The organism is Halobacillus ihumii (genome assembly GCF_902726645.1).
GTDB lineage: Bacteria > Bacillota > Bacilli > Bacillales > Halobacillaceae > Halobacillus_A > Halobacillus_A ihumii.
This window is the reverse complement of sequence record NZ_CACVAO010000001.1, coordinates 1,087,911-1,111,709: the sequence shown is the minus strand read 5'-3', so window position 1 is coordinate 1,111,709 and position 23,799 is coordinate 1,087,911. Positions and strand designations below refer to the sequence as shown.

21 protein-coding genes are annotated in these 23,799 nt (G+C 44.8%); 18 read left to right on the top strand and 3 right to left on the bottom strand.

Features of this window, described 5'->3' with window-relative positions:
* Positions 1–21 precede the first annotated feature (21 nt).
* The 9 genes from G6R08_RS05655 (at position 22) to G6R08_RS05615 (ending at position 8,564) form a co-directional block, all read left to right on the top strand.
* Positions 22–591, top strand: coding sequence for a TetR/AcrR family transcriptional regulator (locus G6R08_RS05655; protein ID WP_163527088.1), 570 nt, complete (start codon positions 22–24; stop codon positions 589–591).
* Between the two features lie 59 nt (positions 592–650).
* The gene (locus G6R08_RS05650) at positions 651–1,055 is read left to right on the top strand and encodes an acyl-CoA thioesterase (protein ID WP_163527087.1); all 405 of its coding nucleotides are present in this window, start codon (positions 651–653) and stop codon (positions 1,053–1,055) included.
* Positions 1,056–1,077: 22 nt separating this feature from the next.
* Positions 1,078–1,854 (top strand): SDR family NAD(P)-dependent oxidoreductase, encoded by a 777-nt coding sequence (locus tag G6R08_RS05645; protein WP_163527086.1) that lies wholly within the window; start codon positions 1,078–1,080, stop codon positions 1,852–1,854.
* Positions 1,855–1,952: 98 nt separating this feature from the next.
* Complete coding sequence (locus G6R08_RS05640) at positions 1,953–3,623, top strand: long-chain fatty acid--CoA ligase (RefSeq protein WP_163527085.1); 1,671 nt, start codon at positions 1,953–1,955, stop codon at positions 3,621–3,623.
* A 311-nt stretch (positions 3,624–3,934) separates the two neighbouring features.
* The gene (locus G6R08_RS05635) at positions 3,935–4,798 is read left to right on the top strand and encodes a branched-chain amino acid ABC transporter permease (RefSeq protein ID WP_163527084.1); all 864 of its coding nucleotides are present in this window, start codon (positions 3,935–3,937) and stop codon (positions 4,796–4,798) included.
* On the top strand, positions 4,798–5,835 hold the full coding sequence (locus G6R08_RS05630) for a branched-chain amino acid ABC transporter permease (protein ID WP_163527083.1): 1,038 nt from the start codon (positions 4,798–4,800) through the stop codon (positions 5,833–5,835). Before G6R08_RS05635 ends, G6R08_RS05630 begins: the two co-directional genes overlap by 1 nt.
* A 2-nt stretch (positions 5,836–5,837) precedes the next feature.
* Positions 5,838–6,602 (top strand): ABC transporter ATP-binding protein, encoded by a 765-nt coding sequence (locus G6R08_RS05625; protein ID WP_163527082.1) that lies wholly within the window; start codon positions 5,838–5,840, stop codon positions 6,600–6,602.
* On the top strand, positions 6,589–7,302 hold the full coding sequence (locus tag G6R08_RS05620; protein WP_420810377.1) for an ABC transporter ATP-binding protein: 714 nt from the start codon (positions 6,589–6,591) through the stop codon (positions 7,300–7,302). The genes G6R08_RS05625 and G6R08_RS05620 overlap by 14 nt, the downstream gene beginning before the upstream one ends.
* Positions 7,303–7,349: 47 nt before the next feature.
* A complete protein-coding gene (locus tag G6R08_RS05615; protein ID WP_240339650.1) occupies positions 7,350–8,564 on the top strand; it encodes an ABC transporter substrate-binding protein in 1,215 nt (404 codons plus the stop codon).
* A gap of 306 nt (positions 8,565–8,870) precedes the next feature.
* On the opposite strand, the gene G6R08_RS05610 is transcribed toward G6R08_RS05615, so the two are convergent.
* Together G6R08_RS05610 and G6R08_RS05605 are read right to left on the bottom strand one after the other, a co-directional pair.
* Positions 8,871–10,073 carry an iron-containing alcohol dehydrogenase gene (locus G6R08_RS05610; protein ID WP_163527080.1) on the bottom strand — a complete coding sequence of 401 codons (1,203 nt, stop codon included), beginning with the start codon at positions 10,071–10,073 and terminating at the stop codon, positions 8,871–8,873.
* Between the two features lie 34 nt (positions 10,074–10,107).
* Positions 10,108–10,983 (bottom strand): R2-like ligand-binding oxidase, encoded by an 876-nt coding sequence (locus G6R08_RS05605; RefSeq protein WP_163531129.1) that lies wholly within the window; start codon positions 10,981–10,983, stop codon positions 10,108–10,110.
* 122 nt (positions 10,984–11,105) lie between these two features.
* Between G6R08_RS05605 and G6R08_RS05600 the strand changes: the two genes are divergently transcribed.
* Positions 11,106–11,780, top strand: coding sequence for a helix-turn-helix domain-containing protein (locus tag G6R08_RS05600; protein ID WP_163527079.1), 675 nt, complete (start codon positions 11,106–11,108; stop codon positions 11,778–11,780).
* A gap of 275 nt (positions 11,781–12,055) precedes the next feature.
* On the opposite strand, the gene rpoN is transcribed toward G6R08_RS05600, so the two are convergent.
* Positions 12,056–13,369 carry an RNA polymerase factor sigma-54 gene (rpoN, locus tag G6R08_RS05595; protein WP_163527078.1) on the bottom strand — a complete coding sequence of 438 codons (1,314 nt, stop codon included), beginning with the start codon at positions 13,367–13,369 and terminating at the stop codon, positions 12,056–12,058.
* A 409-nt stretch (positions 13,370–13,778) separates the two neighbouring features.
* Between rpoN and G6R08_RS05590 the strand changes: the two genes are divergently transcribed.
* The 8 genes from G6R08_RS05590 (at position 13,779) to G6R08_RS05555 (ending at position 23,781) form a co-directional block, all read left to right on the top strand.
* Positions 13,779–14,987 (top strand): acyl-CoA dehydrogenase family protein, encoded by a 1,209-nt coding sequence (locus G6R08_RS05590; RefSeq protein WP_163531127.1) that lies wholly within the window; start codon positions 13,779–13,781, stop codon positions 14,985–14,987.
* 151 nt (positions 14,988–15,138) lie between these two features.
* Positions 15,139–16,833, top strand: coding sequence for a sigma-54 interaction domain-containing protein (locus G6R08_RS05585; RefSeq protein ID WP_163527077.1), 1,695 nt, complete (start codon positions 15,139–15,141; stop codon positions 16,831–16,833).
* Positions 16,830–17,750, top strand: a complete 921-nt coding sequence (locus tag G6R08_RS05580) for a ketopantoate reductase family protein (RefSeq protein ID WP_163527076.1) — start codon at positions 16,830–16,832, stop codon at positions 17,748–17,750. The genes G6R08_RS05585 and G6R08_RS05580 overlap by 4 nt, the downstream gene beginning before the upstream one ends.
* A gap of 259 nt (positions 17,751–18,009) precedes the next feature.
* Positions 18,010–19,158: an acyl-CoA dehydrogenase family protein gene (locus G6R08_RS05575; protein WP_163531125.1), complete on the top strand. Its 1,149-nt coding sequence runs from the start codon at positions 18,010–18,012 to the stop codon at positions 19,156–19,158.
* A gap of 37 nt (positions 19,159–19,195) precedes the next feature.
* Positions 19,196–20,464, top strand: coding sequence for an MFS transporter (locus G6R08_RS05570; RefSeq protein ID WP_163527075.1), 1,269 nt, complete (start codon positions 19,196–19,198; stop codon positions 20,462–20,464).
* A 34-nt stretch (positions 20,465–20,498) separates the two neighbouring features.
* Positions 20,499–22,136 carry a long-chain-fatty-acid--CoA ligase gene (locus G6R08_RS05565; RefSeq protein WP_163527074.1) on the top strand — a complete coding sequence of 546 codons (1,638 nt, stop codon included), beginning with the start codon at positions 20,499–20,501 and terminating at the stop codon, positions 22,134–22,136.
* Complete coding sequence (locus tag G6R08_RS05560) at positions 22,123–22,986, top strand: 3-hydroxyacyl-CoA dehydrogenase family protein (protein ID WP_163527073.1); 864 nt, start codon at positions 22,123–22,125, stop codon at positions 22,984–22,986. Before G6R08_RS05565 ends, G6R08_RS05560 begins: the two co-directional genes overlap by 14 nt.
* 21 nt (positions 22,987–23,007) lie before the next feature.
* Entirely contained in the window at positions 23,008–23,781 is a 774-nt protein-coding gene (locus tag G6R08_RS05555) for an electron transfer flavoprotein subunit beta/FixA family protein (RefSeq protein ID WP_163527072.1), read from the top strand.
* Positions 23,782–23,799: the final 18 nt, after the last annotated feature.

Here is a 23,799-nt window from a genome sequence, read left to right as displayed (position 1 = left end):
TAAGTGGGGAGGACAGAGGATATGAAACAGAAAATAATCGATACATGCATCCATTTATTTGATAAAAAAGGCTTTACAGAAACTTCTATTCAAGATATTGTCGATGACCTCGGTGTCACGAAAGGAACATTTTATTACTATTTTAAAAGTAAACAAGAGTTGTTGAGAGACATCCACCTTAACTTTATCGAATACCTGTTAAGCAAACAGGAAGAAATCATTCACGACACGGCTAAAGACAGCAGGACGAAGCTGCGGGACATCGTGTATATGTTAATTCACAGCATCAGGCATCGCAAACGCAGTGCCAGAATATTCTTTCGTGAAATGCGAAACCTCGGCCCTGAGTACCTCGAACAGACGATGACAAAGCGCGATCAGTTTCGCAAAAACTTGCAAACCGTAGTGGAAGAGGGGATCAGCAAGGGCGAGTTTAAACATGATTTAAATCCTGATATGATTACCCGCGGTATACTAGGTGTTGCAAACTGGAGTTATTATTGGTTCAACCCAGAAGGTGACGTGTCGGAGGAAGAATTAACAACGATTTACTTGGAGATGATTTTAAATGGAATCAATCAAGCTGATTAACGGAGCAGGAAGTTAGGATACCAACCAGTTGGTCAGCTTATGGAAGGAGGGGGAAAGTAGTGAATCATGAAATCGAGGTTAGAGTGAGATTTTGTGAAACGGACACGGCCGGCCATGTTAACAATACGAGTTACTTTATCTATTTAGAAGAAGCACGCGGCAAGTTTTTTGAAGACGTGTTACCGGATGAGTCGGAAACGTTAGGTCGATTCATTATCGCCTCCACAAAGTGTGATTTCCGGAGTCAGGCGTATTTCGGACAAATATTGAAGGTATCGACGTGGATTTCGCATATAGGGACGAAAAGCTTCCGGTTTAATCACGAGATTAAGGCATCAGATAGTGGAGTTCTCATTGCAAAAGCAGAAGCAGCGATCGTTTGTTTCAATTATAAGGAGCAAAAAAGTGAACCGATACCTGAAGATCTCAGGGAGGTTTTAACGGGACGTCTCGTTACCCATTAAGATCAAGAAGGGAGGAAATCTAGTGAGTAGATTTAACGATGTCATCGCCGTCGTTACTGGTGCAGGAAGCGGCATTGGGGAACAGACAGCGATTCAACTGGCACATGAAGGAGCAAGGGTCGTTCTAGTCGGACGAACTCGCTCGAAACTGGAACGAGTTGCAGATGGTATAAACGGTTCAGTAACGGAACCTGTGGCTGCAGTCTTTCCAGCGGACGTCACAAAGGAAGCAGATGTACAGCAGCTTGGGACGTTTATTAAACGAGAGTATGGGGAGCTTCATGTGGTTGTCAATAATGCCGGTTCATCAGGAAAATCTTCCATCTTAGATATGGAGGCTGGTGAATGGGACCGCATCCAGGAAACCAATGTGAAAAGTGTATTTCTCGTTTCGAAAGTGCTCGGCCCGGTGATGATAGAGGCAGCAGAAGCAGAACAGCTGGAAAACCGTGCGATTGTTAATGTGGCTTCATTATCCGGACATAAAGCAGGGGCGAAAATCCCTCATTACAGCTCGTCTAAAGCGGCTGTGATTAACTTTACAAAATCTCTTGCCTTAGAATTTGCGCCTTACGGAATCCGCGTTAATTCAGTTTCCCCAGGTTTTGCGGAAACGCCATTAACCTCTGAAGGATTGAAGAACAAACGCTTTGAGGAAGCGATTCAGCGTAACACAGCTTTAAGCCGGGTGGGAAAGCCGGAGGAAATTGCCAACGTTATTGCGTTCGCAGCTTCGAGGGAAGCTTCTTATATGACAGGATCAGATCTGTTAGTAGACGGGGGCTGGCTGATTAAGTAAGAATGAACCAACCATCTTATCAATTAACTGAATATTGGTTATATTCAAAAATGATAGCGGTTACAATAATGTGATTCTATCAATAAAGGAGAGATCTCATGCAGACTAGCCACTTTGAATTCTGGCCAAAGTTAACGAAGTCGATCACGATTCCCGAAACTTCGCTTTATGATAATCTCAGAGTTTCTGCACACCGCTATCCTAATCATGAGGCGATTTATTACTACGGCAATACTTTAACCTACCATCAGTTGATAGAAGAAGTAGATGCCTTAGCAGGATATTTGCAGCAGGATTTGCAGGTTACTGAAGGTGAGAAAGTTCTGCTTTACATGCAAAATTCACCACAGTTCGTGATCAGCTATTATGCGATCCTGCGAGCTGGAGCCGTCGTGGTGCCGATCAATCCTATGCTGAAGGCAAACGAACTGGAATTCTATGTGAAGGATTGTGCCATGACAACCGGTCTGGTTGGTCAGGAGCTGATCGAGGAAGTTCAGCCGCTACTCGAAACGACTGCACTGCAACATGTCGTGCTGGCCGCGTATTCAGATTATGCAGGTCAGTTTGACGGAGATCTGCCAGCTGAAGTCGCTGCTAAAAGACAAACGTTCGACCATGAGTACCACTTGTGGAAGGAGGTTATCCAGCAAGGAATTCAACCGCGAGAATTCACAGGTGAAGCGGATGACTTGGCTGTCCTTCCTTATACATCGGGGACCACCGGCCTTCCAAAAGGCTGCATGCATACGAGCCGAACCGTTCAGGCCAATACTGTAGGCGCATTTTACTGGTCACGTTCGACGACTCGTTCTAAAAGTCTGGCCACACTGCCTCTATTTCATGTAACGGGCATGGTCCACAGCATGCATATGCCAATTTTTGCAGGCAGTACGATCGTGCTAATGACGCGGTGGGATCGTGAAACAGCCCGAAAATTGATCAAAGAGCAGCAATGTACCCACTGGGTAACGATTAGTACGATGTTGATCGATTTTCTCGCCAACCCTGATGTGAAGTCTGATGATTTAACTTCCTTGCAGGGCATTTCTGGTGGAGGAGCAGCGGTTCCGAAAGCGATCGGAGAAAAACTTTACCACTTAACTGGATTGGAGTTTGCAGAAGGGTACGGTCTGTCAGAGACAATTGCGCAAACGCACTTTAATCCGCCTGATCGCCCCAAAATGCAATGCTTAGGAATTCCTTCTTTTGATGTTGATTCCCGAATTATTGAGCCGGCTACACAGGAAGAAGTCGCCACTGGTGAAATCGGGGAAATTGTTGTCCATGGTCCGCAAATCATGGTCGGCTACTACAATCGGGAAGACGAAAACGCAAGTGCGTTTATTGAAATCGATGGAAAGTTGTTTTTCCGAACAGGTGATATTGGGCGTGTCGATGATGAGGGGTACTACTTCATGGTTGATCGAGTCAAACGAATGATCAACGCCTCAGGCTATAACGTCTGGCCGACGGAAGTGGAATCGCTGCTGTATGACCATGAAGCGATTAAGCAGGCATGTGTGGTCGGCGTTCCTGATCCGCGCAAAGGGGAGAACATTAAAGCTTTTGTCATTTTGCATGAGCAGTTTGAAGGACAGGTATCTGAAACAGACATAATTGAATGGGCCAAGCAGCATATGGCTGCCTATAAATACCCACGGCTAGTTGAGTTTAAAAAGGAATTTCCTACGACGAACAGCGGCAAAATCCTTTGGCGTAAGCTGCAGGAACAGGAGCAGGACAAGGTTGGAAAGTTGAATAAATAAGAGGCTCGCACGTTTTTTATATAAGGTCAGAGGAAGCTGGAACAAAAGTGTTTTTTATTAAATGAAAATCCGAACTATGAATTATTCACATAACATGCTACGAAAATATACTTCGCTTTCCGCGGGCGGCTGTTGAGCCTCCTTGTGCTGGCGCACTTCGGGGTCTCACCTAGGCCTTTCCTCCCGCAGGAGCCTACGTATATTTTCTCCGCTAAACAGCACACCGTTCGTCTTTTCATTCAAGAAGTTTAGTTATGTCCCAGCCTCGACTAACTTTGGCCTTTCTCTACTCAAGAAAGGGGGAAAGCTGTATGGATATTTTAATCCAGCAATTATTTAATGGGTTAACGATTGGGAGTGTTTACAGTCTAGTTGCATTAGGGTTAACGCTCGTGTATGGAATTCTTCACATTCCTAACTTTGCTCATGGAGCATTATATATGCTCGGAGCTTATGTCACCTTAACCACAATGCTGTTATGGGGATTTCATTACTGGCTGGCGATTGCGATTTCTGTACTGGTCGTTGGATTACTTGGTGTCCTAATGGATCGGTTAGTGTTTCACCCATTACGCAACGCCCCTCCCATCCATGACAAAATTGCTGCCATCGGGATACTGCTGTTTCTCGAAGCATTAGCACAGATCGTTTGGGGAGCCGATTATCGTTCCATGGACACCCCATATGGCCAGGTGATCAATGTGTTCGGCGTAACGTTGACGATGCAGCGAATTTTAATTAATGTCGGAGCCATTTCTGTCATGATTTTACTATACTTATTTTTGAAAAAAACCTTCATCGGATCGACGATTATCGCAATGGCGCAAAATCGCGAAGGTGCTCATCTGGTAGGCATTAATACGAACAAAGTCGCCATGTTAACGTTTATGATCTCCGGAGGCTTGGCTGCTATTGCTGCTTCTCTGTCTGCGCCTATTAACCTCGTCTTCCCTGGGATGGGACATCTCGTCATTCTAAAAGCTTTTGTCATCATTATCCTTGGAGGGATGGGCAGTATTCCTGGCGCGATTATCGGTGGTTACATTATCGGGTTTAGCGAAAGCCTTGGGGCTACGTATATTTCGGGTGAATATAGTGACATCATTGCTTTCGTACTGTTAGTTGTGATTTTATCTTTCAAGCCTAAAGGGTTATTTTCCAGGGAGGGATTCTGATGACGTCACTTCTCGGAAAACGAATCACAGTCGTCGGGCTGATTGTCGCGGCGTGTGTGTTTCCGTTTATCACCTCGAACCTCTATATGCTTCATATCCTGACGCTTGCTTTCATTTGGATGATCGCCGTTTATGGACTGAATCTGCTTGCAGGATATACGGGTTATTTATCATTAGCCCAGGCTGGGTTCTTTGCCATCGGTGCCTACTCGTTAGGATTGTTAACCGTTAAAGCTGGACTCAATTACTGGCTGGCTTTTGTATTAGCTTGTGTGATTACGAGCGCGATCGGCTTTTTAGTTGGCCTTGTAGCTTTAAGGACGAGAGAACACTTCTTTGCCATTTATACTCTATGTGTCGGCTACATTATTTATCTCGTCATTGACAAATGGGACGGCTTAACAGGAGGAGTACGCGGATTGATAGGTATTCCTGCTCCTGCAAGCATTGGCCCAATTTCCTTCCAGAATCCACTCTCACAATACTATCTCATCCTATTTTTTCTTTTACTAACCGTCTTTGTCATGTACCGAATTATTCATTCACTCTCTGGACGTACCTTTATCGCGATTAGAAATAGTGAAGAATTGGCCCAGACGATCGGAATTTCAACGATGAAAGCTAAGCTGCTGGCCTTTGTGCTGTCAACTTTTTTCGCGGGGCTTGCCGGCGCCTTGTATGCGTCATTTATTCGATTTCTCGGCCCGGACATCGCCTACATTACGGTTATCTTTGATTTGCTGACCTATTTGCTTGTGGGAGGCATCGGTACACTGGCGGGGCCAATTGTCGGAACATTTTTAGTGGTCACCGTATCCCAGTCTCTGCAATTTTTGCAAGATTATCGAATGCTGATCTTCGGACCGCTTTTAACACTCTTGATCATCTTTTACCCGAGAGGAATCGCGGGAGCTCTTCAAGACTGGATGGCGAAGCTATCTAGTAAAAAGAAACAAACGCCTCCCAAGCAGCGCAAGAATGGGAAAGGTGCCTATGTTGATTCGCAAACGTCTGAGAAAAAGGTGAAGGAGGGGTAATTTTGTTCCTGGAAACAAAACAATTAACAAAGCAATTTGGCGGGTTAGTCGCCGTAAATCAGGTTGATTTTACAATTGAACAAGGGAAAATTAATGCGATCATAGGTCCGAACGGGGCAGGGAAGTCCACTTTTTTTAATTTGATTAGCGGAACACACCCGCCTAGTTTGGGACAGGTTTTCTATAAGAATAAAGATATTACGAAACTCCCGCCCAATAAAATTGCTGAGCTTGGGATTGCTCGAACATTTCAAACGACTCATTTATTTGAACAGTCAACGGTGCTTGATAACGTAATTGTAGGTCATCGTTTACGAACAAACTCAACTTTGTTCGATGCGATTTTACGGACGAAGCGTTTTAGACGGGAAGAACAGAAGTGCCGCGAAAAGGCCATGGAGGTACTTGAGTTTGTAGGTTTAACTCCGGTTGCCGATCAACTGGCCGGCAGCATTACTCAGGAGGAAAAAAAGCGGGTAGCTTTTGCCCTTGCCCTCGCAACTGACCCGGAAGTTATATTTCTTGATGAACCGGCAGCCGGGATTAATCCCGAGGAAACAGAGGGGCTTGCCGAATTGATGAACAAGATGGCAGCGCAGGGCATCACGGTATGTTTGATCGAACACAAGATGAAAATGATTATGAAACTGGCCGATCACATTATGGTGCTGAATTATGGGGAAAAGATCGCAGAAGGTACGGCTGAAGAGATCATGAGTAATCAGGCTGTGATCGAAGCGTATTTAGGAGGGGATGCGAGTGCTTAAGCTCTCAGGACTTTCTGTCAAGTATGGCAGTTACGAAGCCATCCAGGAGGTGGATATAGAAGTAGAGAAGGGTGAATTGGTCGTTTTACTAGGGTCAAATGGGGCTGGAAAAAGCACGACATTTAAAGCGATCAGCGGTCTTGAGAAGCCTAGCGCGGGAAGCATTGAATTTGAGGAAGCTGCGATAGGGGGTAAATCTCCGGAACGGATCGTGCAGGCTGGCATCGTCCAATGTGCCGAAGACCGAAAGCTTTTCCCGAGAATGACAGTTTATGAGAATTTGATCATGGGAGCATATGTGCACCGGAAAAAGAAACAGGCAGTCAAAAAATCCTTACAGCATGTGTATGAATTATTTCCCATTTTGCACGAAAAAAAGGAGAATGCTGCCGGCTCGTTAAGTGGAGGCCAGCAGCAGATGCTCGCGATCGGCCGATCTTTAATGTCGATGCCGAAACTCATTTTGTTAGATGAGCCTTCAATTGGATTGGCTCCCCTGATTGTGGAGCAAATGTTTGATGTAATTGAAAAGATCAATCAAGAGGGTACGACGGTTCTGTTAGCTGAACAAAATGCTAACGCTGCTTTACGAATTGCTGATCGAGGTTATGTGTTTGAGAGTGGATCGATCGTTGTTCAAGGGACATCCCAAGAGTTACTCACAAATGATGAAGTTCGAAAGGCATATATCGGTGCCTGACGATAGATTTTTCGACATTCACACCACTTATTGAGGGGGAAATCAATGTGCAAAAGCTCAGATTGTTAGCGTTTCTAATGTTGTTAGCGATTGTGTTTATTTTGGCAGGGTGTATCGAAAATCCTTCTAACGATGCTGCGAGTAGTGAAGGGAATACAGAAGCTCCATCGACTGAAGAGGGAGAAAAAGTCGTCAACATTGGCTACAGCGGCCCGTTAAGCGGCCCGGCAGCCTACTATGGTGAACGGACGTTAAATGGGATGCAGATGGCTGCTGAAGAAATTAATAACAACGGTGGCTTTGAGGTAAATGGTCAGACATATAAAATGAACGTGGTGGCCCTTGATGACAAATATTTACCGAACGAGACGGCTGCCAACGCGAAACGTTTAATTCAGGAAAGCCAAACTCCTATTATTTTTACTCCGCACAGCGGTGGGGTGAAGGCGATGCAAGTGTTCAATGAAAGAGAGGAATTTATAATTGGAGCCTACACGAGTGAACCGGCCATTACCGAGGCGGGGAACTCCCTGACTGTAAGGATTCCTCCTCGCTATGATGGTTATATGGAACCGTTCACGAACTATTCGATGGAACGGTTTGGCAAGAAGCTAGCTGCCTTGCCGACAGCCTCGCAATACGGAAAAGATTGGACGGAAACGTTGCTGCCTTATTGGAAAGAACATGGCGGTGAAGTCGTGTACAATTCTTCTGTAGACTTTTCCAAGGATACGGACTTCTTTACGATGGTGACCAACGCGTTAAAAGGGAATCCAGATGTATTATTTATCGGCGGTCCATCTGAACCAACAGCTAAACTGGCGGAACAAGCTAGAAAACTAGGTTTTGATGGCGGTTTTATCATTATGGACCAGGCGAAACTTGATGAAATGAAGAGTGTGACCGGAACGTACGAAACGTTTGAAGGAGCGATTGGAGTTATGCCGCTCGTCAACGCTGATTACCCGGGTACCCCGGAATTTGTCGAGAAATATAAAGAAAAATTCGGTGAAACCCCTGGATCTGAAGCAGGGTTCCATTACCTGGCAACGTACATTTTTATGGAAGCGATGAAAGCGGCTGGCACTGTAGAGGATGCCAAAGCGATTCGTGAGCATATGGAAGAAGGGATTAAACAAATACCAAAAGAGAAGCAAGTGTACACCATTGAGGGAATTGGGGAAGATGGCGGATTTATTACTGATTCAAGAGTGGCCGCTGTAGAAGATGGTGAAATTGTACCGATTGAAATGGAACAGTAGAATGTAAGAAAAGCCAACCGATGCCTATGCTTCAATCAGGCATCGGTTGGCTTTTTGATTATAATGGTCGATGGATTCGGCTATTGATCCAGTCGATTCTCCCCACAACATAAATGATTCGGCCCGGGTCCAAGAAGATTCTCCCCTAACAAATTAAGGTTCGTCCCAAAAACCAACGGATTCGGACCTAACTCGCTAAGGTTCTCCCCATGTAAATTCTCCACCTCAGCTAATAAAAATAGAAAAGGCTCAAATCCCCAAGTCATGAGATTTGAGCCTTTTTTATGCTAACATTATAAACAGCAGCTACGACTTCACCCCCGACCCCGCTACTTCTTTCACAATCTCCCTAATACTATCCTCCGGGATGCGGAAGGCGATTCCAGCGGGATCTAACTGGACAGCTGTAACGATTGCCTCCATATCCTTCAAGTCTATGTTTACGCCTTCAAACGTGCTGGCAAGCCCGATATGGTTTCTAAGGTCACGAATATACGTAGTGACTTGTTCTAAGCATTGTTTAGGAGATTCAGAGATATTTTCAAGTTGAAGAATCTCTGCAAAATCTCGGACTCTTGGCAGATACATAGGAGCTAGATTTTCCATAACACTTGGGAGCAGGACAGCATTAGCAAGGCCATGAGGAATTCCATATCTTGCACCTAAGGCATGTGCGAGGTTGTGAACCGGTATCGCATTAAGGGAGAGACTAAACGCTGAGATAGCCATGCAGCTGGCTGTCAGCATGTTGCCTCTGGCTTCAAGATCATTTCCTTCAGACACTGCGATGGCGATGTTGTCTTTAATCATCCTTGTCGATTGTAAAGCATAAGCGTCAGTCATCGGGTTGGCTTGTGGAGAGAAATAGGCTTCAATAGCATGCGTTAAGGCATCGAATCCAGTGAATGCTGTAATGGCAGCCGGCAATCCAACGGTTAGTTCCGGGTCAAGGAGAGCTAAATCTGCATTAATAAACGGGTTAATGATACTTATTTTCAAATCTGTCTTTTCGTTAAAGACGACAGAAATAGGCGAGACCTCAGCTCCCGTGCCGGCTGTAGTTGGAATGGCTACATGAGGTATGGGAATCGGCTGAGCCTGAGGCCAGGCTTCGAATGTATTTCCAGTAAGGGCGTCATGGATGTCCGAAAACTGACGATGAAGCATGAATTTTACTGCTTTGACGGTGTCCAGCACACTCCCTCCTCCAAGTGCTACTAAAACATCACCATCGTTTTCTTTGAAAAACTGTACGCCTTTATTAATCACAGTTGTTTTAGCATCCTGAACAATTTCATCAAAAACTCCTGCGAGTTCAATATTTCCAGACTCTTGTTCAATCAACTTTGTAACTTTTTCTGTTACTCCCGCCTTGGTTAAGCCTTGGTCGGTAAATAGAATAACTTTTTTCCCACCTAAACCTTTGATCAAGTCAGGAAGTTTTGACCGGGAACCCGGACCATTGTGTACAACGGTTCGGACAGAAAATTCGAAGTTTGATGTTACCATTTCATCACCTGCTTTAGTTTATTTGATTAACCCTTTACACATTTTCCTTCGTCTTATATAGCTCCTCAATGGTTTTTCCTCTTGCACGGGCTATTTTTTCAAGACGAAGGGATAACTGATTCTGGGAAAACTGAACGGTTTCCTCAAGCGGCGTGTCATAGGCGGATTGTTCCGCTCCTTCCTGATTTAATTGCAAGGACAACGGAGCAAGTTCATTCAATTTCTGTGTGATATGATCAAATAAGTGTGGGTGTTCACATACAAGTCGCTGCAGCAAAAAGGTTCCATAAGCAATATGTCTCGATTCATCTCGCTTTAAATATTCGATCCCTTTCATAAGTCCAGGCATTTTCCCGAATGAATCAAGCATTCGATAGAAAGACCAATATCCTGTCTCTGCCAACACCCCTTCGACAAACATGTTGTACACAAACACAACAGCAGCCTCAGCAAGTGCTTCAGGTGATTCATCCGTACGAAGCCGATTCATAGCTTCGGGTAAAATCTCATAAAAAATCTGTTTATATGTGTCCGTGTGAAAATGAGAAAGGTCGTCTCGTTCATCGATTACGTTCAATACGATCCGGAAAAACTCGGTATGCTTGGCCTCCTCAAATAAGAAAGTGGTTAAGTACATTTCCTCTTCAATGCGGCCTTGTTTAGCGATCAGCATCATCTCGGGCAGCAGATCCAAAGTAACAGCTTCCTCACCCGACTGGAATTGAGAGATCAATCTTAGTACAGATTGTTGCTGCGGTTTGGTTAATGTCTGCCAATCTTCTTTATCCTGGCTAAAATCGATATCGCGAGGGTCCCACACTCCTAATCGCTTTGCCTTTTGATACAACCGAAACGGAAAGGAGTCCTCCTGAATCCCGCGCGGACTTGTCGTCAGCATTTGTTTTCTCATCATCCAGCCCCTTTACATAATTTTGAATTTACTGAACATTACTGGTAAAATGTAAGCACTTACAATTATCATAATACAAGCCTCAGCTCGTTTACATTCCTGAAAATGTAGGGGGAGAATGGATGAACGCTGAAATGATTGCCAACTATATCAAGGAAATCAATCCTCGAGAATCACACGATCAAAAGATGCAGACAGCTGTTCGAGGTTTTATTGAGTTGTTTCCTTTTTTACGTGTATCTTTGTTTGCTTACTCACCGCTGACCTTCATAGGTGAAAGCATGATCAGAATGGATGATTCCGGCACCTATACCCCAGGTGATATTCGGGAAGATGTCCGCAAGATTCCAGCTGTACATTCGGTCGTTCACACTAAAAGAGCTGCACTCGTCAGCCATGCGGGTTTTCCGGACAAGTATGTAAATCGTTTCAACCTGTCGTCGTTAATTATCGTTCCCGTTATGCATTGTTCTACCGTCGTCGGTACGATTTTTCTAGACAGATACACAGGACCTGATCCTCTGGAAAAGGATATATTGACACTCCTTGAGCAATACGGCAAATGTCTGGGGCAGCTCCTATACGAGCCTCATCCTTCTGCAGTCGCCCTCAGTAAACGTGAGACAGAGGTAATGCAGCAAATCGCTTACGGTTATTCGATGAAAGAAATAGCAGAGCTGCTGGGAATTAGTCCTTTAACGGTAAGGGATTACGTAGGTTCAGCCTTGAAGAAATTGAAAGTAAAACATCGTGGACAGGGAATCGCTGAGTCCATTCGGTTAGGATTGATTCACTAATGCCCCACAGGATGTGGGGTAGTTCGACGTTGGCACAGGACGTGCCGTTCTTAGTCGAGCTTCCGCTATCCGGTTTAGCCGAACATCCTTTTAACGCTGAGCCTCCTAGGAATCTGTCCTCCGGTGTCTCACCTGTCATGTTCATCCCGCAGGAGTCTCGCAATTTTCCGGAGCTCTTGTGTTTGCGAGAAGAACGGAAACGCCCCGAGTCCTCTTCCCGTAACGGCCTAAATGAAAAAGTCCTGGCCAAATTACTTCGATCAGGACAATTTCCACTAGATTTCTTTACGTTTTGATGACGGCAAAATCCTTAACTCTTCTCGATATTTAGCAATGGTTCTTCTTGATACCTTGACCCCTTCTTGTTGTTTAAAGTGATAAGAGATTTTTTGATCCGAAAGCGGTCTTTTTTTATTTTCACTAGAAATGAGTTGTTTTAGCAAAGTTTTCACCTTGGCCGACGAAGTACCATCTTCGTTTCCCCCCAGTTTAGAAGTGAAAAACAGGCGAAGCTCATAGGTTCCTCTGGGTGTTTGAATCACTTTATTCTTTGTGGCTCGACTCACGGTTGATTCATGAACATCGACTTCTTCTGCCACGTCTTTCATCGTCATAGGCTGAAGCATTCCTATATCTCCAGATCCCAGGAACTCCATCTGTTTCGCGATGATCACTTTCGTTACGTTGATAATGGTAGTGCGGCGCTGCTCAATGCTTTTTAAAAGCCATACGTATCGCTGGTAATGTTTCGACAGATAAGCGGACGCGTCGTTATTCTGCCCTAAGTAACCGGAGTATTGTTTATTCATTTGAATCGTCGGGAGAAATCGATCATTTAGCGAGATTTTATAATTGCCCTCTTCATTTTCCAGGATAATATCGGGTACAAGATATTTGGTTGAGGCTGGCGACAAAGCAGCGCCAGGCTTTGGATCAAGACTTTGAATGAGCTGGGCTATGGATTTTACTTGTTCCAATGAGATAGCAAGCCGGCTGGCGATCTCATTCCACTTATGTTGAGCTAAACTGTCAAGGTATTCTGCGATGACTCTTTCAGCTGCCTGGTTATCCGGACGATGGGCTCGTAATTGTAAGAGCAGGCATTCCTGCAGATTTCTTGCACCGACACCGGCTGGTTCAAGCTGCTGCAGCATGCTGATTCCGCGATCTACGTCCATTTTTGATACCCGGAGTAAACGGGCCGTCTCAGCAGGGCTGACCGTTAAATAACCGTTATCGTCAAGGCTGAGAATCAGATAATTTATAATCATACGTTCTTTTTCCTGCAGATGGAGGAAGCATGTCTGTTCATTTAAATGGTCCGTTAAGGTTTTTTCTTCCCTGCTTAACGTGTCCAGTTGATCTGCCTCCATATGGGATGCCGGTTTTGCACGGTAAGCCGACATGGGGATATCTTCTGAAAAAGAAACTTCCCGTTTGGGCTCTTCCAGTTCGATCATCGGATTTTCCAGCGATTCTTCCTGAATGAACTGTTCCATTTCCACCGTGTTATATTGAAGCATCGTAATGGCTTGATTTAAATGAGGTGTCATAATCATTTTCTGTTTTTGTAAAAGCTCCAGCTTCATTTTTTCACCCCTTTGAATACGCTTTCATATCTGTCGATTTTCCTGTCCTGTTATAGGTTAAGCGATATCCAGGATTCGAAAAAAGTTCTTGGGTTTTCTCGAGTTCTAAAAGCTCTCATACTCCTATACTATATTATATATGTTTTGAGTTGAAGTTTCATTTGTAATATTCAATGTAGACAGAAAATTAGAATAACTATATAATTAAAGTAGAAAGTTCACTTCTAGAAAGATCTCCTCTTTCATGATCGGTGAACCACGGGGAACTCGAATCAACTAATAACTGCGAATCCGTGAAGGCCTTATTAGCGTGAGGAGTTTAACATGGATCTGGGCCAGTTGTATCAAAGTTTATTTGATATGGCTGTTTTTTTTATGGCATGAAATAATTCAGGAGGGATGAATGATGATGGATTTTGAATTAACAGAAGAGCAGGAAATGGTTAGAAAAATGGTGCGTCAATTTGTTGACAAGGAAATTAATCCGTATATTCAAGAGTGGGATGATCAGGGCCACTTTGAATCTTCCATTATGAAGCGGCTGGCTGATCTCGATTTGATGGGGGTTTGCATCCCTGAGGAATACGGGGGGAGCGGCATGGACTATAATACTCTGGCGATTGTGTGCGAAGAACTGGAACGTGGAGATACCGCCTTTAGAACTGCTGTCTCTGTCCACACTGGATTAAATAGTATGACATTATTGCAATGGGGCAATGAAGAACAAAAGAAAAAATATCTCACTCCTCAGGCAAAAGGCGAGAAAGTCGGCGCCTTTGGTTTAACCGAGCCAAATGCTGGATCTGATGTTGCTTCTCTTAAGACAACGGCTGTCAAAGAAGGAGACCATTATATTTTGAACGGGCAGAAAACGTGGATCTCGTTGTGTGATCACGCGGATCATTTTCTCGTTTTTGCTTATACGGATAAAGACAAAAAGCACAAAGGCATCTCAGCCTTTATTGTGGAACGGACGATGCCGGGCTTCTCTTCCAGAGGATTCAAAGGCAAACTGGGGATTAGAGCGGGGAATACTGGTGAAATCTTTTTTGACAATGTGAAGGTGCCGAAAGAAAATCTCCTAGGAGAAGAAGGAGAAGGATTCAAAATCTCCATGTCCGCTCTAGATAATGGAAGATTTACAGTAGCGGCTGGAGCCTGTGGGCAGATCCTCGCTTGTATAGAAGAAAGTGTGAAGTATTGTCACGAGCGTAAAACATTTGGCAAAGAAATCGGCAAACATCAACTTGTTCAGCAGATGCTTGCGAAGATGGAAGCTGGATATCAGATGTCGCGCCTGCTTGTGTTCCGTGCCGGTTCCTTAAAGAATCAAGGCAAACGAAATACGCGGGAAACGTCCCTTGCGAAATGGCAGGCTTGCGATTTTGCCAATGAAGCAGCGAACGATGCCGTGCAAGTTCATGGAGCTTATGGCTACTCCAATGAATACCCGGTGGAGAGGTTCCTGCGCAACTCTAAAGCGCCGGTCATTTATGAAGGCACGCGGGAAATTCACACGATCATGCAAGCGGAGTATATGCTCGGATACCGTTCAGATAAACCGTTATCCAACAATTTACCGGTATGGCCATTTGAACAGTCTAAGGAAGAGGTGTAAGTACGCGATTTCTTCTGGAAAAGCAGGAGTATACAGAAGAGAGGCGAATTTAATTTTATAGGAAGAAATTTATTTCTCATAGCAAAACGAAGCTTTCGCCAAGACTCTGGCGAAAGTCTTCGTTTTTCTTATACCTGGAGGCGGTGAAACTATGACTCTTACCGATATTGTTGAACAGATTCCGTTTCCAGCCGTCATCGTGAATAAAGGTGGGGGCGTAAAATCCTACAACCAGCGAGTTGAGGCGGCAGGTTTGCTGACTAAAGGAACAGATATAGATAACGTTTTTTCAAAATGGGAAACGGACCCCGATTCGAAAATGAGGACAGCAGTGGGAACGAATGGTAAACGATTTGTGTTTATGCAAGGCTCATGGCCCGATACAGAAGAAATGCTGTTGATTGGTACGGAAACTTCAGAGTTGTCTGCTCTGAAGAATGAGAATAAGCAGCTGAAAAAATTAACACGCGAGCTTGATGCGATTATTGAAAACTCCTATGACGGCATTTACATTACAGATCATACCGGGGTGACGTGGAAAACGAATTCAGCGATCGAACGAATTACCGGGATTCCGAAAGAATATTATGTCGGGAAGCATGTCGATGCATTGATGAAAAGAGGCATCTTGAAAAGTTCTGTAACGGAAAAAGTGGTGCAGCAGCGGCGTACCGTTTCTGTCGTGCAGGACAATTATGCTGGAAAAGAAACCCTAATTACTGGCGCTCCCGTTTTTAATGAAGAAGGGGAAGTGGAGAAGGTTGTCACTAACATTCGTGATTTATCTGATTTGAATGAACTCCAGACGAAGTTACACAAAATGAATGAGCTGAATGACAAGTACAAGAAGGAATTGGACATGCTGAAAAATAAATCTGAGCGCCTCGATGACATCGTTATTCGAAGTGAGGCGATGAGACGGATTTATGATACGGCAGACCGAATTGCGAATATTGATGCCACAGTTTTCATCCTTGGAGAAACCGGTGTCGGCAAAGACATTCTGGCTCAACATATCTATAGTCACAGCCTGCGCTCGAAGCAAGGAGATTTTATTAAGATTAACTGTGGGGCGATTCCGCCGGATTTATTGGAATCTGAACTATTTGGCTACGAGAGTGGTGCCTTTACTGGGGCAAATCGGAAAGGGAAACCGGGCATGTTTGAGTTGGCCGATCAAGGTGTCCTTTTCTTAGATGAAATAGCCGAACTGCCGCTCATGCTGCAGGTAAAATTGCTGCGTGTTCTGCAGGAAAGTGAAATTCAACGAATCGGCGGCACGAAACCGAGAAAGATAGACGTCAGGATTATTGCTGCTACAAACCGAAAAGTGAAAGAAATGGTAGCGAACGGGGAATTTCGTGAAGATTTATATTATCGTCTAAATGTGTTACCGATGGCGATTCCACCGTTGAAAGAACGGCGTGATGATATTATTCCGTTGCAACAATTTTTCCTGAATCAGGCGAATGAGAAATACCAGATGGACAAGGTGATCAATTCCAAATTAAAGGATTTCTTTTATAACTATGAATGGCCTGGAAACTTGCGAGAGCTTTCTAACCTAATCGAAAGGTTAGTGGTCACGACACCAGAGGATGAGATTAAGGTGGATCATTTGCCGGCTGAGTACAAGGAATCCGGTCAGACTGTAGTTAGTCAAGCGGCCATTGTGCCGCTGAAGGATGCGGTGGAAACTGCTGAAGCGCAAGTGTTGGCACTGGCAGTGGAGAAGTATGATAACACGTACGATCTGGCGAAAGCATTGGAAACGAGCCAGCCTACCATTGTGAGAAAACTGAAGAAGTATAACCTTCACTGTAAGAAAGGAGTGGAATCATTATGAGGATAGGTATTGCAGGCGCGGGTGCAGTAGGATCTTATTTTGGCAGCATGCTTGAGCAGGCAGGTCATCCTGTCACCTTTTTAGCGCGAGGAAGCCACCTGACAGCGATGCAGAAGCACGGGTTGGTAATCGACGGGGACGGAGCTGAGGCTCATAGCACGAAGACATTTACCGATAATATCGAAGACCTGGCTGGATCAGAGCTTATCTTATTTTGTGTAAAATCGAATGATACTGCCCGTATGGCGGAGCAGCTTCTGCCTATATTGCAGGAGGATGCACTGGTTTTGACGATGCAAAACGGTGTGGACAATGAAGAAACCCTTGAGGCTATTTTTGGCAGAGACCGGGTATTATCAGCCGCCACATATGTACAAGCCTTCCTCGAGGCACCGGGAAAGGTTCGCCAGCGGGGAAGAGTGAAATTGCTGATCGGGGAGCTGAATTCCAGCGCAGAGAATGCATGTGCGAGGGTGATTGAAACATTTCAGACAGCTGGAATCGATGCTGTGCATTCTGGGCAAATTTTAAAAAGGAAATGGGATAAACTGTTGTGGAATGTAACCTTTAATCCATTAGCAGCAGCCTCTGGAGCCAGGGTAGGCCAGATTCTAGACGATCCTCCATTAAGGAAAACGGCTGAGGCCATAAGTTCGGAAGCTATAGGTGTAGCGGTTGCAGCAGGGATTGCAGTTGAGCCAGACCCGACGATTTCGAAGATTTTTTCCAATGCGGAATACGCACGCAGCCATCAGACTTCGATGCTGCAGGATCGTTTGCAAGGCAAGCGGATGGAAGTCGAATCCATGTGCGGTTTTATTGTAAGAAAAGCTGAGGAGCACGGATTGGAAGTTCCCACCCTTCAATCCATTTACAGTACGTTATCCTTTATGAACCAACAAATAGAATCAGGCTGAACTATAATTCAATCATGAATCAATGATTCACTTTTGAATTATAGTCCAGCCTGTAAATGAGGGTGAATGATTTGATATTGAATGTTTCATACCTATTTCCCTTCGCAAAACGAACTCTTTTTGACGAGAATAATCTGTGAAAAACTTGGTGTACAGGGACAGGCTGCGGTATGCAGCCTTTTTTCATGCCGAAAGTCGATCGGTTGGCATGATTATTGCATCCTTTATTTATGACTATAAAAAGGAAGGGTGTTATGACATGACTGTAGCTGTGACAGATGAATTGCAAGCCATGAAAACAATGGTTAAAAATTTTGTGGAAAATGAAGTTGAACCATATGCTCAAACCATTGAGGATGAAGATGCGATTCCTCAGCATTTGGTGGACCAGGCGAAGGAACTAGGCCTGTTCGGTATGAGTATTCCTGAAGAATATGGAGGCATCGGCCTGAATGCTGTCGGCAAAGCGGTGGTATTGGAGCAGCTGGGCCGAACCCACAATGGATTTGTTTCCCTCATCAGTGCCCACACAGGGATTGGGAGTACTGGCTTAGTCAAGCTTGCTTCTGAATCATTGAAACAGAAATATCTCCCAGACATGGCAGCCGGTAAGAAAATCGCGGCTTTTGCACTGTCGGAACCGGGGGCAGGTTCAGATGCGACCAACTTATCTACCCAGGCGGAGAAAAAAGGTGATCAATGGGTACTGAATGGGACAAAGCACTTTATTACGAATGCACCGGTCGCTGATGTATTTACGGTGTTTGCCTTGACGGATAAGGAGAAGGGCGCAAAAGGCGGGATTACAGCCTTTTTAATCGAAAAGGACTTTCCAGGTCTTATCGTTGGCAAGAAGGATAAGAAAATGGGGCTGCGTGGCTCTTATACGGCACAGGTGATTTTTGATAACTGTATCGTACCGGAGGAAAATGTAATTGGCGAAGTGGGTATGGGGTACATGAATGCACTGCGAATTCTCGGCGAAGGACGGATTGGATTAGCGGCCAGGGCTGTAGGATCGTGTGACAAACTGATTGAATTATCGGCAAGCTATGCGAAAGAACGCGTGCAGTTTGGTAAACCGATTGCCGATAATCAGGCGATTCAATGGATGCTGGCCGACATGGCGACTGAGACAGAAGCGGCCCGGACCTTGACGATGATGGCAGCTGAAAAAGTCGATGATGGTAAAAAAGTCATTAAAGAAGCCTCCATGGCAAAACTATTTGCTTCAGAAGTATTCAACAAAGTGGCGGATAAAGCTGTCCAGATTCATGGCGGGATAGGGTACATAGGAGAATATCCTGTCGAGCGTTTTTATCGTGATGCACGAATTACTAAAATTTATGAGGGCACAAACGAGATTCAGCGATTAATCATTGCCAGACGAATTCTTGATGAAAATTAATCACCAGCTAAAATCCATGTAGAAAAGAGGGATTCACATGCGTTGGGTTGTTCTCGTTCTTTTATTTTTTGGGGCGATCATAAACTTTGCGGATAAATCGATCATTGGTCTTGCTGCTGTGCCGATTATGGAAGATTTGGATCTGTCCTATGCGGAATGGGGTCTTGTCGGGAGTGCTTATTACTGGCTGTATCCGGTAACCGGAATTATTGGTGCTGCCTACGCTGACAAAATTGGCGCCAAGAAAGTACTGGGAGTCATTATGCTGACCTGGGCTGTGTTACAGTTTGGGGTTTTAGCAGTTACCGCCCTGCCGCTGCTCATTATTTATCGGATTCTTCTTGGAGCTTTCGAAGGTCCGTACAGCCCGATCGCCTATAGTCATGCAGATAGGTGGTTTCCACCCAAACTTCGTGGCTTTGCGAACTCTGTAATCGTTTCAGGTGGAACAGTGGGGGCCATGATTATTGCCCCATTGCTCGTGGCGATGATCACGATGCTCGGATGGAAAGTAGCCTTCGCCTGTTTAGGCGCAGTGAGTGTGGTCTGGGCCATTGCCTTTCAGTTCTTGACAAAGGAAAATCCTGTGAAAGCCTATGAAAAAGCGAAGGAGAAAAAGAAACGAAAACTTGAGAAAATCAGATTCAAAGATTTTGGCAAATTACTCGTTTCACCGGCAGCCCTGTTTACGACGTTAGCTTATTTCTCCACATATATCCTGGTCGTATGGATTGCCGTCTGGCTTCCGGTATATCTCATTGAAGTTGTAGGGATGTCGCAAGGACAAATGGGGATTGGCGTAATGGTTATTGGAATCGCCTCTGTGTTGATTTACATGAGCGTTTCCACCCTATCAGATCGTTTATTTAAGAAAAATCAAAACTGGCGAGTGTCACGTGTTTATATCGTGGGAGCGGCCATGATCATTGGTGCTTTGTTTATGTCATCGATTATTATTTTTCCGAACCCGGTATGGGCTGTCGTGGCCATGTGTCTGGCTAAAGGTTTAACGTACGCGATCTTACCGATTGGACCAACGATTATGATTAATGAACTGCCTGAGAGGGGTGGTTTAATGACGAGTATTTTAACTTCGTCAGGTAATATTGCCGGTATTCTGGCTCCGATGGTTACCGGGCTTATTATTAAACTATCAGGGGATAAAATCTTTGGCTATAACCTTTCTGTATTATTTATGGCCGGGCTCGTTTTCCTTTTTGCCGTGCTATTTATTACTTTAGTGAAACCAAATGTACGCCAGCATCAGGATACTACAGCAGAATCTCAGTCGGCAGAAAGCCTGTAATCGGCCCCTCATCTAATGTTAGGAGGAATCAATCATGCAAGGAATTACAAGTCGTCCCTGGGAAAAGTACCATGCAGGACAACCGGATCAATCGCAGTTTCCACAAGCTTCTCTTTATGCGATTTTAACGGAGTCTGCTGAGAAGTATGGCGATCAGACGGCCGTTACCTGGAATGAACAGACCATTACTTACCGTGAATTGAAGGAGCGAACGGATAAACTGGCTGGCAGCTGGCGTAATATGAATTTTGAAAAAGGTGAACGAATCGGGTTAATGGTTGGGAACCATCCTGATTACATCGTTTCCTACTATGCAGCCCATGCATTAGGTCTAATCGTCGTTCAACTGAATCCTTCCTACACCCAAAGGGAATTGCTGCAAATTTTAACGGATGCGGATGTTTCCTATATTGTGGCAGGGGCTCGATCTGTGGACAAAATTAAGGAAATGGACAAGATCATTTCATTTAAAGCGATGATGGTGTCGGCAATGGATGCAGACCTGCCTGATGGCTTCTTGAAGCTCGAGGACATCATCCAGTCAGGACCAAAGCTTGCTTCTCCTGCTTCAGTCGATCTCAAAGAGGATGTTGCGGTGATTCAGTATACCGGAGGAACGACGGGCAAGGTAAAAGGCGCAATGCTGACACAGTATAACTTAACGACAAATGTGTATCAGAGTTATCTCATGTACAAACAAAGGGCAGAGCTTGGGAAGGAAGTTGTTCTGGCGGCTACCCCTTTGTATCATGTCTATGCCATGACAAGTGCTATGAATCTAGGAATCTATATGGGCGCGAACATTTTATTAATTCCGAAGTTCGATGTAGATCAAGTGATGAGTCTGATAAAAAAATATCAGCCAACATTTTTTCCTGGTGTGCCAAAAATGTATATCTCGTTCGTGAATTATCCTGAGGCAGAAACCTATGGACTTGATTGTTTTAAAGTGTGTTCTTCAGGATCAGCTCCATTGCCGGTGGAAGTGCTTAAAAAATTTGAATCGATTTCCGGGGTTAAGATCTTAGAAGGTTTTGGCATGTCAGAAACGTCGCCAACTACTCATCGCACGCCGCTCAGTGGTGATATCAAGGTAGGCAGCATTGGTATCCCTGTACCCGAAACGGATTGCTGCATTGTCGATGAGGACCAGCAAGTGCTCGGCACGAATTCAGTCGGCGAGCTGCTCGTGAAAGGTCCGCAAATCATGAAAGGGTACTGGAATAACCAAGCCGAAACGCGTCATGCGCTGCAGGATGGATGGCTGTGTACAGGGGATCTCGCCATGATGGATGAAGATGGCTATTTTTATATTGTCGGACGGAAAAAAGAAATGATTATTAACGGCGGCTTTAATATTTATCCGCAAGAAATTGAAAGCGTTTTATATGAACATCCAGACGTGAAGGAATCAGCGGTCGTCGGAATTCCAGACCGGGAAAAAGGTGAAGTCGTTAAGGCCTATCTCGTTGCCAAAGATGGTCACATCCTTGATCTTGAGGAAATAAAGGGGCATTGTTACCGCAATCTAACCCGCTACAAAGTTCCGAAGCAGTATGAAGTTATGGAGGAATTGCCGAGAAATACAGTCGGAAAGCTGTTAAAACGCACACTCATTCAAGAGGAAAAGCGGAAACAGGCAGAGGAGGGATCCAACCATGGAAACGCATGATATCAAAGAGGTTGCTGTAATTGGTGCAGGGGCGATGGGCTCGCAAATCGCTATGATCTGCGCGCTCCATGGCTATCGTGTCACCTTAAACGATATTGCCGAAGAGAGTCTGACACAAGCGAAAGAGTCGTTGCAGGGGCATATGAACCGTCGTATTCAGAAAGGAAAACTGAGCGAACAGCAGGTTGAAGAAGCGTTCGGCCGTCTAACTTTTGACGTCAACTTAGCAGCTGTAAAAGACGCGGATCTAGTCATCGAAGCAGTGGTCGAGAAGCTTGATGTGAAAAGAGAGCTGTTTGCAACGCTTGATGACATCACCCCAGACCATACGATTTTAGCGACAAACAGCTCCACTATTGTCAGTTCGAAAATCGCTGATGCCATTAGAAACCCAGATAAAGTTTGTAACGTTCACTTTTTCAATCCGCCGCTAGTGATGGAGTTGGTCGAAGTAGTTCAGGGACCGCACACATCTGAAGAAACAGCCCAAACTGCATATGCGTTTGTCGAACAAATAGGTAAAGTTCCTGTGCTGCTGAAAAAAGAGATTTCTGGATTTATCGCCAATCGGATCCTTGGAAAATTAATGGACGAAGCGGTCTTTTTGTTAGAAAACGGATACGCCACGCATGAAGAGATCGATACGGTTTGTACGAAAGCGCTGAACCATCCAATCGGTCCGTTTGCTCTGATGGATTTAACAGGAATTGATGTGAACTATTTCGTAAGAATGCAGCGTTATCAAGAGTCTGGTGACGAAGCAGATCAACCTGCCAAGCTCATTCAGGAAAAAGTGGAAAAAGGTGAGCTGGGCCGAAAAACAGGAAAAGGATTCTATCAATATAGCTAAACTTCGGAAGGAGGAATGACCATGAATTTATTTGTGGTGATGAAGCGGACGTTTGATACCGAGGAAAAGATCGTCATTGACGATGGTAGAGTTGCCGAGGAGAGTGCAGAGTTCATCATAAATCCTTATGATGAATATGCCGTGGAGGAAGCCGTTCAACTAAAAGAGCAGCATGGCGGCGAAGTTACAGTCGTCACGATTGGAGATGAAGAAGCCGAGAAGGAGCTGCGCACTGCCTTAGCTATGAGAGCAGATAAAGCCGTTTTAATTAACACAGAGGAAGACCTAGAAGACGGTGACGCCTATACGACAGCAAAGATTCTGGCGGAATTTTTCAAAGATAAAGAAGCGGATGTAATCTTAGCCGGAAACGTTGCGATTGATGAAGGGTCCGGTCAAGTCGGGCCAAGACTGGCGGAATTTCTCGATATACCAGCGATTACAACGATTACTAATTTAGAAATAGATGGATCCCAGGCGCTGATAGAACGGGATGTAGAGGGTGACATTGAAAAAATTGAAGCGACCCTTCCATTGCTTGTAACGGCCCAGCAAGGTCTCAACGAACCTCGTTATCCTTCCCTGCCGGGGATTATGAAGGCGAAAAAGAAACCGCTAGAAGAGCTTGAGCTCGATGATCTGGATCTTGAAGAAGAAGATGTAGAAGCCAAAACGAAAACAATAAACGTTGTCCTTCCTCCAGAGAAGGAAGCGGGAAGAGTGCTAGAAGGAGAAATCAGCGCACAAGTGCATGAATTGGTGGCCTTGTTACAAAAAGAAGCAAAAGTCATTTAACAAAAGGAGTGTGCATAA

Excerpts from the sequence above, each read along its gene's own strand:
- G6R08_RS05630 (WP_163527083.1), top strand. The coding sequence starts at position 4,798 with ATGACGTCACTTCTCGGAAAACGAATCACAGTCGTCGGGCTGATTGTC.
- G6R08_RS05620 (WP_420810377.1), top strand. The coding sequence starts at position 6,589 with ATGCGAGTGCTTAAGCTCTCAGGACTTTCTGTCAAGTATGGCAGTTAC.
- G6R08_RS05580 (WP_163527076.1), top strand. The coding sequence starts at position 16,830 with ATGAGGATAGGTATTGCAGGCGCGGGTGCAGTAGGATCTTATTTTGGC.
- rpoN (WP_163527078.1), bottom strand. The coding sequence starts at position 13,369 with ATGAAGCTGGAGCTTTTACAAAAACAGAAAATGATTATGACACCTCAT.
- G6R08_RS05600 (WP_163527079.1), top strand. The coding sequence starts at position 11,106 with ATGAACGCTGAAATGATTGCCAACTATATCAAGGAAATCAATCCTCGA.
- G6R08_RS05570 (WP_163527075.1), top strand. The coding sequence starts at position 19,196 with ATGCGTTGGGTTGTTCTCGTTCTTTTATTTTTTGGGGCGATCATAAAC.
- G6R08_RS05565 (WP_163527074.1), top strand. The coding sequence starts at position 20,499 with ATGCAAGGAATTACAAGTCGTCCCTGGGAAAAGTACCATGCAGGACAA.
- G6R08_RS05655 (WP_163527088.1), top strand. The coding sequence starts at position 22 with ATGAAACAGAAAATAATCGATACATGCATCCATTTATTTGATAAAAAA.
- G6R08_RS05640 (WP_163527085.1), top strand. The coding sequence starts at position 1,953 with ATGCAGACTAGCCACTTTGAATTCTGGCCAAAGTTAACGAAGTCGATC.
- G6R08_RS05555 (WP_163527072.1), top strand. The coding sequence starts at position 23,008 with ATGAATTTATTTGTGGTGATGAAGCGGACGTTTGATACCGAGGAAAAG.
- G6R08_RS05635 (WP_163527084.1), top strand. The coding sequence starts at position 3,935 with ATGGATATTTTAATCCAGCAATTATTTAATGGGTTAACGATTGGGAGT.
- G6R08_RS05560 (WP_163527073.1), top strand. The coding sequence starts at position 22,123 with ATGGAAACGCATGATATCAAAGAGGTTGCTGTAATTGGTGCAGGGGCG.
- G6R08_RS05610 (WP_163527080.1), bottom strand. The coding sequence starts at position 10,073 with ATGGTAACATCAAACTTCGAATTTTCTGTCCGAACCGTTGTACACAAT.
- G6R08_RS05590 (WP_163531127.1), top strand. The coding sequence starts at position 13,779 with ATGGATTTTGAATTAACAGAAGAGCAGGAAATGGTTAGAAAAATGGTG.
- G6R08_RS05575 (WP_163531125.1), top strand. The coding sequence starts at position 18,010 with ATGACTGTAGCTGTGACAGATGAATTGCAAGCCATGAAAACAATGGTT.
- G6R08_RS05585 (WP_163527077.1), top strand. The coding sequence starts at position 15,139 with ATGACTCTTACCGATATTGTTGAACAGATTCCGTTTCCAGCCGTCATC.
- G6R08_RS05605 (WP_163531129.1), bottom strand. The coding sequence starts at position 10,983 with ATGAGAAAACAAATGCTGACGACAAGTCCGCGCGGGATTCAGGAGGAC.